At 57.1% G+C, this 13,532-nt stretch carries 10 protein-coding genes and 3 pseudogenes; 7 read left to right on the forward strand and 6 right to left on the reverse strand.

Features of this window, described 5'->3' with window-relative positions:
• Both ACTH3D_RS10090 and ACTH3D_RS10095 read left to right on the forward strand, forming a co-directional pair.
• Positions 1 to 717 (forward strand): ATP-binding cassette domain-containing protein (locus ACTH3D_RS10090; RefSeq protein WP_441666952.1); only part of this gene is annotated, 717 nt, incomplete at its 5' end.
• A gap of 107 nt (positions 718 to 824) precedes the next feature.
• A pseudogene (locus tag ACTH3D_RS10095) lies at positions 825 to 1,725 on the forward strand (RNA-guided endonuclease TnpB family protein).
• Here the strand turns inward: ACTH3D_RS10095 and ACTH3D_RS10100 are convergent.
• On the reverse strand, positions 1,698 to 2,192 hold the full coding sequence (locus tag ACTH3D_RS10100) for a DDE-type integrase/transposase/recombinase (protein WP_441666953.1): 495 nt from the start codon (positions 2,190 to 2,192) through the stop codon (positions 1,698 to 1,700). The pseudogene ACTH3D_RS10095 and the gene ACTH3D_RS10100 sit on opposite strands and share 28 nt — an antisense overlap.
• A 26-nt stretch (positions 2,193 to 2,218) precedes the next feature.
• On the opposite strand from ACTH3D_RS10100, the pseudogene ACTH3D_RS10105 reads away from it, so the two are divergent.
• A pseudogene (locus ACTH3D_RS10105) lies at positions 2,219 to 2,440 on the forward strand (DDE-type integrase/transposase/recombinase); the annotation flags it as partial.
• Positions 2,441 to 2,531: 91 nt separating this feature from the next.
• Here ACTH3D_RS10105 and ACTH3D_RS10110 read toward each other — a convergent pair.
• Positions 2,532 to 3,488 carry a helix-turn-helix transcriptional regulator gene (locus tag ACTH3D_RS10110; protein WP_441666954.1) on the reverse strand — a complete coding sequence of 319 codons (957 nt, stop codon included), beginning with the start codon at positions 3,486 to 3,488 and terminating at the stop codon, positions 2,532 to 2,534.
• Positions 3,489 to 3,595: 107 nt separating this feature from the next.
• Between ACTH3D_RS10110 and ACTH3D_RS10115 the strand changes: the two genes are divergently transcribed.
• The 4 genes from ACTH3D_RS10115 to ACTH3D_RS10130 are packed head-to-tail and all read left to right on the forward strand — an operon-like array spanning position 3,596 to position 10,425.
• Positions 3,596 to 5,692, forward strand: a complete 2,097-nt coding sequence (locus ACTH3D_RS10115) for a TonB-dependent receptor (protein WP_441666955.1) — start codon at positions 3,596 to 3,598, stop codon at positions 5,690 to 5,692.
• A 10-nt stretch (positions 5,693 to 5,702) separates the two neighbouring features.
• Positions 5,703 to 6,947 carry an MFS transporter gene (locus ACTH3D_RS10120; protein ID WP_441666956.1) on the forward strand — a complete coding sequence of 415 codons (1,245 nt, stop codon included), beginning with the start codon at positions 5,703 to 5,705 and terminating at the stop codon, positions 6,945 to 6,947.
• On the forward strand, positions 6,947 to 8,713 hold the full coding sequence (locus ACTH3D_RS10125) for an ABC transporter ATP-binding protein (protein ID WP_441666957.1): 1,767 nt from the start codon (positions 6,947 to 6,949) through the stop codon (positions 8,711 to 8,713). The genes ACTH3D_RS10120 and ACTH3D_RS10125 overlap by 1 nt, the downstream gene beginning before the upstream one ends.
• Positions 8,710 to 10,425: an ABC transporter ATP-binding protein gene (locus ACTH3D_RS10130; RefSeq protein ID WP_441666958.1), complete on the forward strand. Its 1,716-nt coding sequence runs from the start codon at positions 8,710 to 8,712 to the stop codon at positions 10,423 to 10,425. Before ACTH3D_RS10125 ends, ACTH3D_RS10130 begins: the two co-directional genes overlap by 4 nt.
• Positions 10,426 to 10,735: 310 nt before the next feature.
• Here the strand turns inward: ACTH3D_RS10130 and ACTH3D_RS10135 are convergent, their stop codons facing one another.
• From ACTH3D_RS10135 to ACTH3D_RS10150, 4 genes and pseudogenes are all read right to left on the reverse strand, one after another.
• On the reverse strand, positions 10,736 to 10,924 hold the full coding sequence (locus ACTH3D_RS10135; protein WP_441666959.1) for a hypothetical protein: 189 nt from the start codon (positions 10,922 to 10,924) through the stop codon (positions 10,736 to 10,738).
• A gap of 462 nt (positions 10,925 to 11,386) precedes the next feature.
• Positions 11,387 to 12,082 (reverse strand): annotated as a pseudogene (locus ACTH3D_RS10140) (IS30 family transposase).
• Between the two features lie 149 nt (positions 12,083 to 12,231).
• The gene (locus ACTH3D_RS10145; RefSeq protein WP_441666960.1) at positions 12,232 to 12,729 is read right to left on the reverse strand and encodes a type II toxin-antitoxin system YhaV family toxin; all 498 of its coding nucleotides are present in this window, start codon (positions 12,727 to 12,729) and stop codon (positions 12,232 to 12,234) included.
• Positions 12,726 to 13,058, reverse strand: coding sequence for a type II toxin-antitoxin system PrlF family antitoxin (locus ACTH3D_RS10150; RefSeq protein WP_441666961.1), 333 nt, complete (start codon positions 13,056 to 13,058; stop codon positions 12,726 to 12,728). The genes ACTH3D_RS10145 and ACTH3D_RS10150 overlap by 4 nt, the downstream gene beginning before the upstream one ends.
• Positions 13,059 to 13,532 lie beyond the last annotated feature (474 nt).

Genomic DNA, 13,532 nt, shown 5'->3' on the forward strand with positions numbered 1-13,532 from the left:
CAGGCTCCAGCGCTGCCCGAGCCTGCGCCGGAAGATGCGGCAAAGCCCGACGGCCACGTCATGGCGCTGTGCCAGCTTGGTCATACCCCCGTTTTGGGTGGTATCAATGCCGATATTCCGGCTGGCGCCAAGGTGTGCGTGCGCGGCCCCAGCGGCAGTGGCAAGAGTACGCTGCTAGGCTTACTGATGCGTTTCGACGACCCGCAGCAAGGCGTCATTCTGCTTGGTGGTGTACCGCTGGCCGATATGCGCTACGCCGACCTGACCGCGTGTATTGCCTATGTGCCGCAGGATGCCGTGGTATTCACCGGCACGCTGGCCGAGAACATCCGCCTGGGCAGGCAGCAGGCGTCGGACGACGAGGTGGAGCGCATTGCGCGGCAAATGGCGCTGGACACCGTCCTGGACCGTTCGCCACTGGGTATCCATCAGCTCGTGGGACACCAGGGAACGGCGCTGTCGGGCGGCGAGCGCCAGCGCGTGGCCTTGGCTCGCGCCTTGCTAAAGGAAGCACCGATCCTAGTGCTGGACGAGGCCACGGCTGCCCTGGACGAAAGCACTGAACATGAGATCTCGGCGGTGGTGCGTTCATTGCCTGCTACGGTTATCTTCGTCACTCACCGCGATCCTGCGATCTGGGAGCCGACCCACATCATTGAGCTGGGTGGTCCGACGCGCCCAAGGGACAGTCATTCGACGCGTAGTGGGCAGAAGTGATCGAAATGCGCGTCAAACCTTGTACTTCTAGTGCGAGGAAGGATAGCGCGAGCCGCGCTAGCTGTTCTTTATTGACGTGGCGAGAATAAGGCGTCACATTGTGCTTCATGAATACCGTACAGCGTGTCTACAAATACCGCTTCTATCCGACGTCCGAGCAAGCCGAACAGCTTGCTTGGACGTTTGGGTGTGCGAGGTACGTGTAAAACCACTTCTTGCGGCAGCGCACTGATGCCTGGTACGAGAGGCAGGAGCGGTTGGGCTATAGTGACACCGCAAAGCTGCTAATGACGCTCAAGAAAGAGCCGGACACCCTTTGGCTCCAGGACGTCTCGAACGTCTGCCTCCAGCAGTCGCTACGTAACCTCGACATGGCATTCAAGAGTTTCTTCCAAGGGCGGGCCAAGTATCCGACCTTCAAGAAGAAGACGGCTCGCCAATCTGCTCGCTGCACCGCCAGCGGGTTCTCCTGCCGCGATGGCAAGATCAAACTGGCTAAGCAGAAAAGGCCTCTGAGCATTCGTTGGAGCAGCGCAGCTTGTCACGCAAGAAGAAAGGGTCAGCCAACCGGGCCAAGGCGAACTCAAGGTCGCTCGCATTCACGCAAGGATTGCCGACCAACGCCAGGACTTCGCGCACAAGCTGACCGCGCAGCTCATCCACGAAAACCAAGTCGTCGCTGCGGAAAGTCTTCAAGTGAAGCTCATGCTCAAGAACCGTTCGTTGGCAAAAGCCATCAGCAACGTGGGGTGGCACCAGATCACCTCCATGCTGGTCTACAAGGCCGAGTGGTACGGACGAGACGTTGTTCATATCGACAAGTGGTACCCGTCAAGCAAGCGTTGTCACGCCTGCGGTCATATCTTCGACGCCATGCCGCTAACAGTCCGAGTCTGGGACTGCCCTACATGTCATGCGCATCACGACGTCAACGCTGCCAAGAACATTCTCAAAGCGGTCAAGGCCATCCTGTGTAGTGGTCAAGTCTTTTTGGCCACTGCCTTTTGAGCATTCCAGTACATGGCTTCTGCCGCATTGAGCGGCAACACATCGTTATGTGTGTGCGGTCTGAGATCGCTATAGTAGCTGATCATATAATCTGTCATCGATCGCTTTGCTGCTGCCATATCTGGGTAGCCGGTTTTGGGTATCCATTCTGTTTTCAAACTTCTGAAAAAACGTTCGACCGGTGAGTTATCCCAGCAGTTTCCACGGCGACTCAAGCTTTGTGTCATCTGATAGAGCCAGAGACACTGGCGAAAATCCAGGATGGTGTACTGACAGCCCTGGTCTGAATGAAACAAAACATGTTGAGGTTCACCACATGATTCGTGAGGCATCATCAATGCCTTGCTGACGAGCTCTGTGTTTGGCGTGCGGGACAGCGCCCAACCTATCGGCTTGTGCGAAAAAAGATAGAGAACCACTGCCAGGTAGGCCCAGCGTGCCCCTGTCCAGAGTAGAGTAAGAGGCAAGGCGTAGTCGAACTACCTCCCCGCCCCTTACTCTACTCTGGGTTGGCAATCGTTGGGCTTATCTAGTCGTTGTCATGGACTTATTTGCTAGGAAAACAATTGGCTGATCAATGGCGTTGTAACCCGATAGCGAACTCATCAGCAGTGCATTAAAAATGGCTTATGAAAGTCGTGGGGGACCAAAAGGGGTTATGTTCCACAGCGACCAGGGCAGTCATTATACGAGCCAAAAACTTCGTCAAACGCTCCATCCTGATACTGGGGCCATGTTTAGCCATGCCCTTTCTCGCCATCTTCCGGCGCTGGGATGGCCTTACAACTTTTCCTCCAAAGTAGGTTTTAAGTTGTGAATAGAGAGGGGGCTGTCTCTGTTTTGCTGAGCCAGGTTTTAGGCGTCGCTCCCCAGTACTGTTTGAACGCTTTAATGAAATGGCTGAGACTCGCAAAGCCGACGGCATCTGCCACATCCGTGACCGTCCATCCGGACTCCAGAAGCGAAGCGGCAGCCTCCATTCGTGTCTGTCTCAAGCATGAATGAACGGGCTGACCATAGAGGGCGGTAAATCCCGCTTGAAGTCGTTTTTCGCTGATGCCTGCTTCTTCTGACAGTACCTTCACTGTGAGATTCTGCCAATAATTCTGCTGGATATACTTGTATGTGTGCTCAACTCGGGCGCGGTCGAACGGGGCGGGTAGGGCTGGCTCCCGGCGGCGGGTATCGAGATGGCGAAGGGCCAGGGCCAGGGCTTCCATGGCTTTGGCCTGCAGGAACAACAGTGATGACAACCCCGCCGCGCTAGTGGGCGGGTGGCGCAGAATGTCGGCCGCTAGGCGTTTCATCTCACGGCTGGCTGGCAGGCTGCCTAGGTAGGCGTTCTGGCAGGGAACGCTGCAGTCACGCAGCAGTTTGCCTGTGAGTTCTGGAGGTGGATGCCCGCACAGGGACGCCAACCCCTCCGGCGTAAAGCGGACATCAACAATGCGGGTGGCGTGACCGCCCGGAAAATCGTCCCAACCCCGGATGGGTTGGGCGGTGGAATAGAGGATGGCGGTGCCGGCTTCTATGTTCAGTGGCGGTCCGCCGTCCAGCGCCATGGCCCCGGCTCCCTCCAGGACAATAGCGATGCCAAACCCCGGCTGGGAAATACCATCAAGCTGCCAGTTGGATGTCGGCCGGCCATCGAGGCAGCCGATACTGACTCCGTCACTGACTGAGTGCAATTGGCTGATCAGCGCCCAGTTCGAGGGCATGGACAGGGACATCGGGTTGCGGGGGGCTGAAGCAGGGCAATCCATCAGTTATTTCCTCATTTCCGCTATTTTCAGCGCAAATTCGCTAGCGGTTAATGATTGCGATGTAGATGATACGCATTATCAACCCCGATTGTAATGCAGGTATGATCATGAAGCACGTTCCACGACGATACATCGGCGCTCGAATGCCCTTGGTGGCTGCACTGGCGCTTACACTCTCACCGACCGCCGTTCTGGGGCAAGACGAGAAGCAGAAGCTTGAAGGTATCCAGGAACTTGAGGTACTGGTGATTCAGGCGAGCAAGAAAGGCGAGTCGGCAGCGGCTATGAATAAGGCCGTAGATGTCGCCGACAGTGAAAAGTTAAAGGCAGGGCATATCAATAACGTCCAGGAACTGGATTGGGCGTTTCCGTCACTACACATGTCCTACAGTGGTTCCTCGTTGTTTCCGATCATGACCATGCGAGGGGTGACGTCAGCGCAGGATTTTTATAATCCGGCGCTGACGGTGTATGTAGATGGTGTGCCGCAGTTGCCCGTGGCCTCATTACAAGCCCTGGGAGATGTCAGTCAGGTGGAACTTCTCAAGGGGCCGCAGGGAACGCTGTATGGCCGCAGTGCCTCGGGTGGTATCCTCAATATTGTGACCCTAGAGCCTGGAAATGAACCCTACCTGCATGCCAGAGCCGGTGTCTCAAGTCGTGATGGTTATGAGTTGATGGGACAGGCTTCCGGCGCTATCAAGCCTGGCCTGCTGTATGGCTCCCTGACTGTTCTGAGTCAGGAACAAAACGGTGACCTGGATAGCTCACTCGTTTCGGACGATCTTGGCGGTATGCAGACGGATGCCGGTCGGCTGCGACTCCGGCTGGCTCCGGATGACGCCGACTACGAAGTGAATGTGACCGCAGCAAGGGACTGCACTGAGACAACCCAGGATGTCTATACACTCTATGATGAAATCGATGATCGCCAGGCCGCGATTTCACCCGACCTGCCGAACCAATACCGGAAATTTGACCAGGAGCGTTGCGGCAATCAGTTTGCGGTCAACGGCCAATATGAGATAGGCGGCTGGCAGATCTCCGCGATGTTCAGTGATCAGGACCTGGACGTCCGGCGACACTGGGCCATTGCCAACTACTACTCCTCCCAACCGGAGCAGTGGGACCAGCGTACGGCGGAGATCAGGATGGTGAGCCTGAATGACGGCAGCCAGCCCTGGGACATGATCATGGGGATCTTTCATCAGGAAACGGACCAGAGCCGGCGTTATCTGTTCGATATGGTGGCACCGGTATACTCTCCCTATATCGACACCCGCTCTGACAATGAACGCAAATCCTTGGCAGCCTACGCTGACCTGACCTGGTATCTGACGGACCGCGCGGATGTGTCTGTGGGCGGTCGTTTTTCCCGGGATCATGCCAAAACCCGCTTCGATGGCACGGTGGCAGGCAGTGGTCTGAGTGGGAGTGCGGAGGTCACGGACAATACCTGGCTCGGGCGTGTGGCTGCAGGCTACTGGCTCAGTGATCGTTGGCGGACCTATGTGAACGTTTCCCAGGGCTACAAACCCGCCGGCTATAACCTGGCGCCATCCAGTGTCGCCGATGCCGAAGGGTTTGATCGTGAGACCTCGATCAGCTACGAACTCGGGCTCCGTTACCAGGCGCCCCAGCTGAACTTTGCAACCGCCCTTTACCGGATTAATACCCGGGACGTTCAGATGTACGGCGACAGCGATATGGGGACTCAGACGCTCACGAACGTGGGCGATATGCATGCCACCGGCCTGGAAGTGTCCCTGGACTGGCGGGCGCTGCCCCATCTGTCCCTGTCTGCCGCCGGTCATTATACCAGGGCGGAGTACGACGATTACGACAGCCCGGCCAGTTGCAGTGACTGCTCCGGAAACAAGGTGCCGTTGGTGCCGGAGTATAAGGGCAGTATATCAGTGACCGGTCACTTCCGGCCCTCAGGGCAGCGCCTGGAGCCACGTGTGACAGTGGCTCGGACTGGTCGGCAGTACTTCGACAGTGCCAATACCCTGGAGCAGCCCGGGTACACCCTGCTGGATGCCAGTGTTGACTGGCAGCCTCTACCGGGCCTCATCCTGTCCGTTTACGGCCAGAACCTGACGGATGAAACCTACCGCGGTTACGGTTTTGTATTCGGTGGTACCCGTTATGCCCAGGTTGCAGACGGCAGAACTCTGGGGGTTTCAGTCGACTATGTCTACTGAGGCAAGGAGGATGGCCGGCTCGGCGCCAATGGCGTTCCTGCTGGCCTGTGGGGCGATTTACGTCTCCCAGACGCTGGTCACCACGCTGGCGACCCAGTCCATGCCGGCACTGCTTCGGGATGCCGGGTTATCGCTGCAAATGGTGGGGCTCAGTTACCTCTTCTATCTGCCCTGGGTACTGAAGTTCTTGTGGTCACCCGCTGTGGAACGGGCCCGGCATCCATATCCCGGTAACGACCGGTCTGTGCGGATGATTGTAGGCGGCCAGTGTCTACTGGCCCTGGTCCTTCTGCTCCCTGCCGTGCTGTCGCTGAGTGGTATCACACTGCCCGTGATGATCGGAATTTTGCTGCTGTTGGCTGCGCTGGTGTCGGCTTCCGTGGATATCGTCACTGACGGCCTGCTTATCGATACGCTGCGTGGAGAGGCCCGTTTCGAGCGGGGCAACCTGATGCAGGTGGGCGGGAGTTATGTCGGCGTTTTGCTGGGGGGCGGGGGATTCCTGCTGGTTGCCGGTATCACCGGGTGGCCCTGGGCATTGCTGATCGTGTCCGCGCTGGTGGTGTTAATCAGCGTGCCTTTGCTGATGACCCGGCGCCCGAAGGCTTGGGTAGCAGGCCACCGCAAGCGGCCATCACTCCTGATGGCCTTGTCGCGCAGGGAAATCCAGCAGGGCCTGCTTCTGGTTCTATTGCTGGGCGCTGGCATACGCATGGCCTTTGGCATGCTTGGCCCGATGCTTCTGGACCACGGTATCGAGTTGTCGGAACTTGGCTGGCTGTTTGGCGGTTTCAGTGCTCTGGCCGGACTGCTGGGCACCCTGGTTGGCGGTATCCTGGCCCGCCTCCTGCCCGGCTGGTGGGCCGTCACGGTGGTGTTGGCGCTGCAGGCCGCAGCACTGGGTGGGGTTATTGTCGCACTGGTGTTTGAAGCCTCGACCAGTGTGCTGGTTGCGCTGTCTAGCGGCATCTTTTCCAGTATGGCTGCCGGCTTCGTGGTGATCTATTCCGCGTTAATGCAACTGACCAGCCCAAGCCAATCCGGCGTCGACTTCACCCTTTTCCAATGCTCCGATGCCCTGATCGCAATGATTGGTGGTGTCCTGGGCGGCGTTCTGGCACAGCACTTTGGTTACCCCGTCTGTTTTGGGGTCTCCACCTCTCTGTCACTGCTGGCCACCCTAGTGTTGGTTTCAATGAATGTGATGAACAGAACGCCGGTAAATCACGATCAAACCGGCCTGGAGCCCGCATAATGAGTCGAGATCCTGCAATGCCTTTAACCATGTCCCGGCTGTTGCGGCTGGCGCCTGGTCCTGTCTCTGTGTCGATTATCTGCGCCATGTTGTCGGCGGGCCTGAGCATTCTGCCCCTGTGGCTGATCTACCGCATGGTGGTTGAGCTGGAAGGCGCGTCTCCGTCAATGACGGTCATCTGGCAGCAGACAGGACTGATCGCTCTGGTGTTGCTGCTGCGGTGGGCGCTGATGGCGGTTTCCCATGTGCAGGCCCACAAGGGGGCCTTTCGCATCCAGCACCGCCTGAAAATGGCCATGGCCCGCCGGCTTGGTGAGGTGCCTCTGTCCTTTTTCAGTGGCCGCGGAAGTGGCGCCCTGCGCCGGGTGATTAACGATGATGCCAATAGCATGGAAGGCTTTTTCGCACACATGCTGCCGGACATTGCCGCCTCGGCCACGGTACCGGTGCTGGCGGCTGCTCTTCTGATGGTGGTCGACTGGCCCTTGGGGCTGGCGGCTGTTGCACCCTTGCCCCTGGCACTGCTGGGACAGTGGTGGTTCATGCGCAACAGCGGTGAACGCATGCGCCAGTGGAATGAGCTCCAGCAGCGCATCGCCGGTCAGGTCAGTGAGTATATCCGGGGTATCCACCTGATCAAGACCTTCGGCCTCAGTGCCCGCTCCTTTGGTGAGCTGGCCCAGGCGATCCGGGGAGCCGTTGACTGGGTCTCGGATTTCGCTCGCCAGTCTTCCCGCGCCTGGGTGGTGTTTGTTGCGCTGCTGGGGGCGGGACTGGCCGTTGTCGCGCCTTTGGGCGCCTGGCGTGTACTGAGCCATGATCTGGGAGTGTCCACACTGGTGCTGTTTCTTCTGGTGGCGCCCACGGTTCTTTCCCCCCTGTTACGCCTGACCTTTGCGATCGGAGAGCAGGCGCAACGCCAGGAGGCTCTGAAGCGAATCGGGGAAATCCTTGAGGCACCTGCTTTGCAGCAGGCCCACGCAGACGACTTACCTGAAACAGACCTGGAGATTGAGTTTCGCAATGTCAGCCAGCGGTATCACGACAACTGGGTGCTGGATAACGTCAGCTTTACCGCCAAAACCGGGCAAATGACGGCAATCGTGGGGGCCAGTGGCGCGGGCAAGAGTACCTTGCTGAGAGTCATTGCCCGGCTTTACGAATACCAGCAGGGCGACATCCTCGTGGGTGGCCGGGAGATCAAGGATTGGCCGCTGGACGAGTTGCTACAGCGCTTCAGTGTGGTGCTGCAGGACGTATTCCTGTTTCACGGCACCGTTCGCGACAATCTGCGGATGGCCAGACCCTCGGCTTCTGATAGCGACATTGAACAGGCGGCCCGTGCGGCCCGCGCGCATGAATTTATTGCTGGCTTACCCGATGGTTATGACACCGACATTGGCGAGCTGGGCTCCCACCTGTCGGGAGGCGAGCGCCAGCGGATATCCATCGCCAGGGCCTTACTCAAGGACGCCCCGATCCTGTTACTGGATGAGGCCACCGCCAGTATTGATGCGGAGAACGAGGCTTATATCCAGCAGGCCCTCAACCGCCTGTGTCGGAATCGCACCGTGCTGATGATTGCGCACCGGCTGGGCACGATAAAGCATGCCGACCGGATAGTGGTGATGGATGAAGGGCGGGTGGTCGGTTGTGGCCGACATGAGCAACTGCTGGGGAGCTGTGAGGTCTACCGCCGGCTGTGGGGTGCAGACCAGCGGGCCCGAAACTGGACTCTGGGATCGACGACAGGAGTAGAGATATGATCCGCGAATTAATGCAGGCGGGATTCCGGCTTTCCGGGCAACGCGACCCAAGACTTGCCAGAGGCCTTGTCTGGATCATGGCAGAGGCACTGTTCACGGCCCTGCCGTACGTGTTTGTCTATTACCTCCTGACCGGGCTTTTCGAGGGGGCACTTACGGGCGCGGAGATACTGCTTTTTGCCGCGTTGATGTTGCTCTCGGTGGTGCTTCGCATACTGGCGGGGATTCGAGGTATGCCACTGGTGTTCAGCGGCGCCTATGCCATGATGGCCGAAGCCCGGTTGCGGGTTGCGGATCACCTCGGGCGTGTTCCGCTTGGCTGGTTTGGCCAGCAACGGGGGGGTGACCTGGGTGCCCGGTTGACCTCTGACCTAGAGCTGGTCGAGCACATCTGGTCGCATTTTCTCGGTGTGTTTGTGTCCGGCCTGCTGGTGCCGGTCTTCCTATTGGTGTTTCTGTTTACCATTGACGCCCAACTGGCGCTGGTTACCCTCATCACCATCCCCTTTGCGTTGGTGACCCTGTACCTGACACAGAAGAGGCTGACCCGTACCGGACCGCGTTTGCTGGCGGCCGGCTCCCACGCCCAGGCGGCTGTCCAGGAATATATTCAGGGCATTGCCGCGATTCGGGGCTTTGGTCGGTTCGGTTGGGCATGGAGCCGGCTTGAGTCAACCCTGGATGAGCATCATCGTGCGCAAATGGAGGCCGAATCCAGGCCGGCTCCCTGGCTGGCTGGGTTCGGTTTCGTGCTGGAACTGGGCTATCTCCTGATCGTCGTGGCCGGTGCCGGCTGGCTGGGCAACGATGCCATCGGAACCGCCGACCTGGTGACGTTTCTGGTGCTTGCCCTGCCTGTTTACCGGCAACTCTTCGAAGTCGGGTTGTCCACTCTGCTGCTGCGGTTTGCCAGCCGGGCCATGGCGCGCCTTGAAGAACTGCTGCAACAGCCGGTGATGCCAGAGCCATCGTCACCTTCCGTCCCTGTTGACCAGACCGTCGAGTTTGATCAGGTCAGCTTCGGTTATGACAAACAGCCGGTCCTGAACCACCTGAGTTGTGTGGTTCCGGCCAATGCGCTGACGGCAGTGGTCGGGCCGAGCGGCGCCGGTAAGACAACGTTCGTCCATCTGATTGCCCGCCTGTGGGACGTCAGCACGGGTAGTGTTCGCATTGGTGGCGTTGATGTCCGTGATATGAGCCGGGATACGCTCTATCAGCAGGTGGCCATGGTGTTCCAGGACGTGGTGCTGTTCTCCGGGACGGTTATGGACAATCTGCGCCTGGGCAGGCCGGATGCCTCGTATGAAGAGGTCGTTGCCGCCGCCAAACAGGCCTACGCGGACGACTTTATCCGGGCGTTACCCAATGGCTATGACACCGTGCTTGACGAAAATGGCGGTTCGCTATCCGGTGGTGAGCGCCAGCGCCTGTCCATTGCCCGTGCCTTGCTGAGAAATGCCCCCATCCTGCTGCTCGATGAGGCCACCGCCAGTGTCGATCCATCCGCTGAAAGCGAGATCCAGCGGGCCATCAGTAACCTGGCCCGTGGTCGCACGGTCGTCATCATTGCCCATCGACTGCGGACCATCCGGGATGCAGACAGGATACTGGTTCTTGATAAGGGGAGCCTGGTGGAGGCGGGATCTCACGACACGCTGATGGGTCTTAATGGCCTGTACGCCCATCTTTGGCAACAACAACGGGCTTAAGGCTGGCAGGTTGGCTCCGATGCAGCGTCCAAACCAGCCCCCAACATCTGTGATCCCGGGGCGGAAATTGACAGAGTGGATGCCCGCAAAAATATTGATAATGATTCGTACTATAGGGGTGTGATAACCGAGAGTGGTCTCGGCAATTTGCAACCGATTTGCCGATGTCAGCGAGGACCTTTACTCCCGATCGTGCAATGATCGAACAGGGCCCAATATTTGGGAGATTGCAGGTCATTGTCTCGCTGGATGGCTGCCGACAGGCTCAGATTAATGGTAGCAGGCTTTTTGATATTGATAATTCTTCTGTCTATCTGGTGATCTCCCAAGGGGGGAAGATCACTTGCTGCCGACATGGTGATGAAGAGAAGAAGGCTGGGCTAACAGCTGGAAGCGCAATCCCGAGGCTTTGAAGGACAAGATTTAAGGTAAGGCTATTGCGGTTTCCGAATCGGAGATGTAGCGCATGCCATAGATAACAGGAAGGTACCGCGCCCAAGCCGAATGCAGCCTAAATATATATTGGGTTAGTGGCCTCCAGAAAACCTTGAATTAGGAGAGATAAATGGGTTTCGGTACTGATGTACCGGGTTACCGTGATACCGTAAATAACTGCCAATAAAGCCGAGTAAAATTCTAAATTAACTAGTGGTTAATTAGGTATCTATGTCATCTGGGCGTTTCCATGGTGATGAGCGCGATAGGAGTTGTCGGCTAGAGCTGAAGAAAACGATAAAAACAATATGAGACTCACCAGTGTCAGTAAGAGCCATATTAGCCCACTACTCAGTTCAAAATAGCTTCCGAACGCAATGAGCTCTGCCGAGACGGCTACCCTCGCACCAACGACGGATGCAGGCGGGAGCGGTCGTAGTTGGTTCAGATAAACGATGGATTATGGTCTTCATTGGTAATCCCCCATTTTTAGAGGGGGCGGATGCAGACTCTGATTGCAACACCTTCATTGGATGGTTGATGGGTGTTCGTGATGTCTGGCCATCAGCTCGCTCATCACTTCAATCGGGCATTTGAAATTAAAGCGTTTGCGCGGACGCATGTTCAGCTCAAAGGCAATGGCATCAAGCTCTTCCTGGCTGTATACCGACAGGTCCGTTCCCTTCGGCAGATACTGCCGAATCAGGCCATTGATATTCTCATTGGCACCTCGCTGCCAGGGACTGTGCGGATCACAGAAGTAGATTGCGACGCCAGAGCGCTGTGTAATCTCGGCATGACGCGCCATTTCACGCCCCTGGTCATACGTCATCGTCTCGCGCGCCGCTAGAGGCATTTGGTTGAGTGCCGCACTGAAGCCTTCCACCGCCGATCCACTTCGCCACGGCGAGGTTTGCGCGTGGATTTACCCTGCCGAAAGCAGCAGATCAGCTCCTTGCGAAGCTGGCCAACGGGCAAGGCATAAATAGCGTTGTAGATCGTTTCTCGGCAGACGTAAGCATCGCGCAGGTCGGGTATGTCCACGGCCTTGAGCATGCCGGGCAGAGTAAGCACGCTGATCATCCTGATTGCGGCGCACTTCACGAGAAATGGTAGAGGGAGCCCGCTCAAGAATCCGGGCAATGTGCCTTAGGCTCAGACCTTGGGTACGGCTAATCTGGATAGTGGCGCGTTCTTCTATGCTGAGTTCGACGTATGACATAGAGCAACACCATAGCTGAATAGACAGGTGTTGCACTCAGAATCTGCGGCCAAGGTTTTTTGGCTTGGAAAGTCACTTTTATCGCAATGCCACCGAATGGTTTTATATTCGACCGTTGGCAGGGTGAAACATGAAGTGGCCCCCCGATATTAAGGTTCGACGTCCTCAGCCCCTAAAAGCGCTTTGGTGTACTCGCCATTATTGATGGCTGATCTCCACAAGTCATCCCAGCTGTTTGGTGGGTTACCGTTCTTAAGCATCTTGCGGAAGACACCGTATGCGTCCTGCTTGCTGTCATAGGCGCGCTTGGTGGATTCGTCGTTGACCCAAGCGTAGATAAGGACTTTGTTCGCAAGGTCGTAGCGAAAGAATAACCGGTACTGTTGGTAGAATTTTGCCCGGCACCAATGGGTATGCTCAGCCCCGAGGGTGTTTCCTTGGCGATACTGAGGGCCTGCCGGGTTGTGTGGAATGTCGCTTTTGGATAGCTTCACAATCGCCGCCAGACGCTTGGTGGCCGATTTACTGCGATAATTAAGCGGATCCCTTTCCTGAAGTCGCTTTACCTTATTGGTGAGCGCACCGACCTGCTCCAAGAATAGCGGATGTGCGTAGATTGACCATCCGTTTATCTCTAGAGGATTCATATGTCGTCGTCCTCTGGTAGCTCTTGATCGAAGTCTACTTCAATGCCTGCTGTCAGGCGTTCGGCCTCGGCAAAGGTGCTGGCAGTGACAGGGCGAATATTTTCGGGGTGATCCTGCAGGTCGCGCTCCAGGAAGGCTAGGAAGCTGGCCATCACAGGGTCTTGGCTGGACTCATCGTGGGCGCGAGTGAGGACCACTTCTCCATTGGGGCGAATCATGTAGTGAATCCGATCGCGACGTTCCAACTTCAGCGCCCGACGAACCGATGCTGGGACGGTCGTCTGGTAGCGATCCGTCAGGGTGGAGTTATCCTCAATGACTAGGCCCATGATTGTTCTCCATCTAGTGACAATGCAAAAGCAATGCGCTCAGAGTAATGCGCTTGCATTGTTTTGTCAATGGTCGGGGGAGGCAATCAATAGGCGTAGGGTCTCGGGGGGGGGCATGCCTCCTATAGGCGATATGGACATCAAGCTGCATAAACACGCCCCACACGGTGCCGAAGATACGTGCTGAGATCTAGGCTGGGCCTTCCAACATCACGAACTGTCGTCATTCGATCTTTAGTGGCCTGGATGCCGTGTGTATTTTGTCCAGCGAGGTTACGAACTAGTCGTATTTCTGGCAGGCGGTGTTAAGTCCAGTCAAGCAAGAGATATTGATGGCGCGAAGCGCGGCGGGCGGGGAGTGTCAGTCAGTGATAACTCCTGAGCTACACCACAACCACAATCGTTAAAAATTTGAAAAGCGCTAAGTGCCTAACCGAAAGTTTTCGTGCATAATGTATGTAGGATAACTGACAC

This window comes from Halomonas sp., assembly GCF_052095765.1.
GTDB lineage: Bacteria > Pseudomonadota > Gammaproteobacteria > Pseudomonadales > Halomonadaceae > Halomonas.

Bases quoted from the DNA above. Each gene is read 5' to 3' on its own strand.
- ACTH3D_RS10110 (WP_441666954.1), bottom strand. From the start codon at position 3,488: ATGGATTGCCCTGCTTCAGCCCCCCGCAACCCGATGTCCCTGTCCATG.
- ACTH3D_RS10115 (WP_441666955.1), top strand. From the start codon at position 3,596: ATGAAGCACGTTCCACGACGATACATCGGCGCTCGAATGCCCTTGGTG.
- ACTH3D_RS10120 (WP_441666956.1), top strand. From the start codon at position 5,703: ATGGCCGGCTCGGCGCCAATGGCGTTCCTGCTGGCCTGTGGGGCGATT.
- ACTH3D_RS10125 (WP_441666957.1), top strand. From the start codon at position 6,947: ATGAGTCGAGATCCTGCAATGCCTTTAACCATGTCCCGGCTGTTGCGG.
- ACTH3D_RS10130 (WP_441666958.1), top strand. From the start codon at position 8,710: ATGATCCGCGAATTAATGCAGGCGGGATTCCGGCTTTCCGGGCAACGC.
- ACTH3D_RS10145 (WP_441666960.1), bottom strand. From the start codon at position 12,729: ATGAATCCTCTAGAGATAAACGGATGGTCAATCTACGCACATCCGCTA.
- ACTH3D_RS10150 (WP_441666961.1), bottom strand. From the start codon at position 13,058: ATGGGCCTAGTCATTGAGGATAACTCCACCCTGACGGATCGCTACCAG.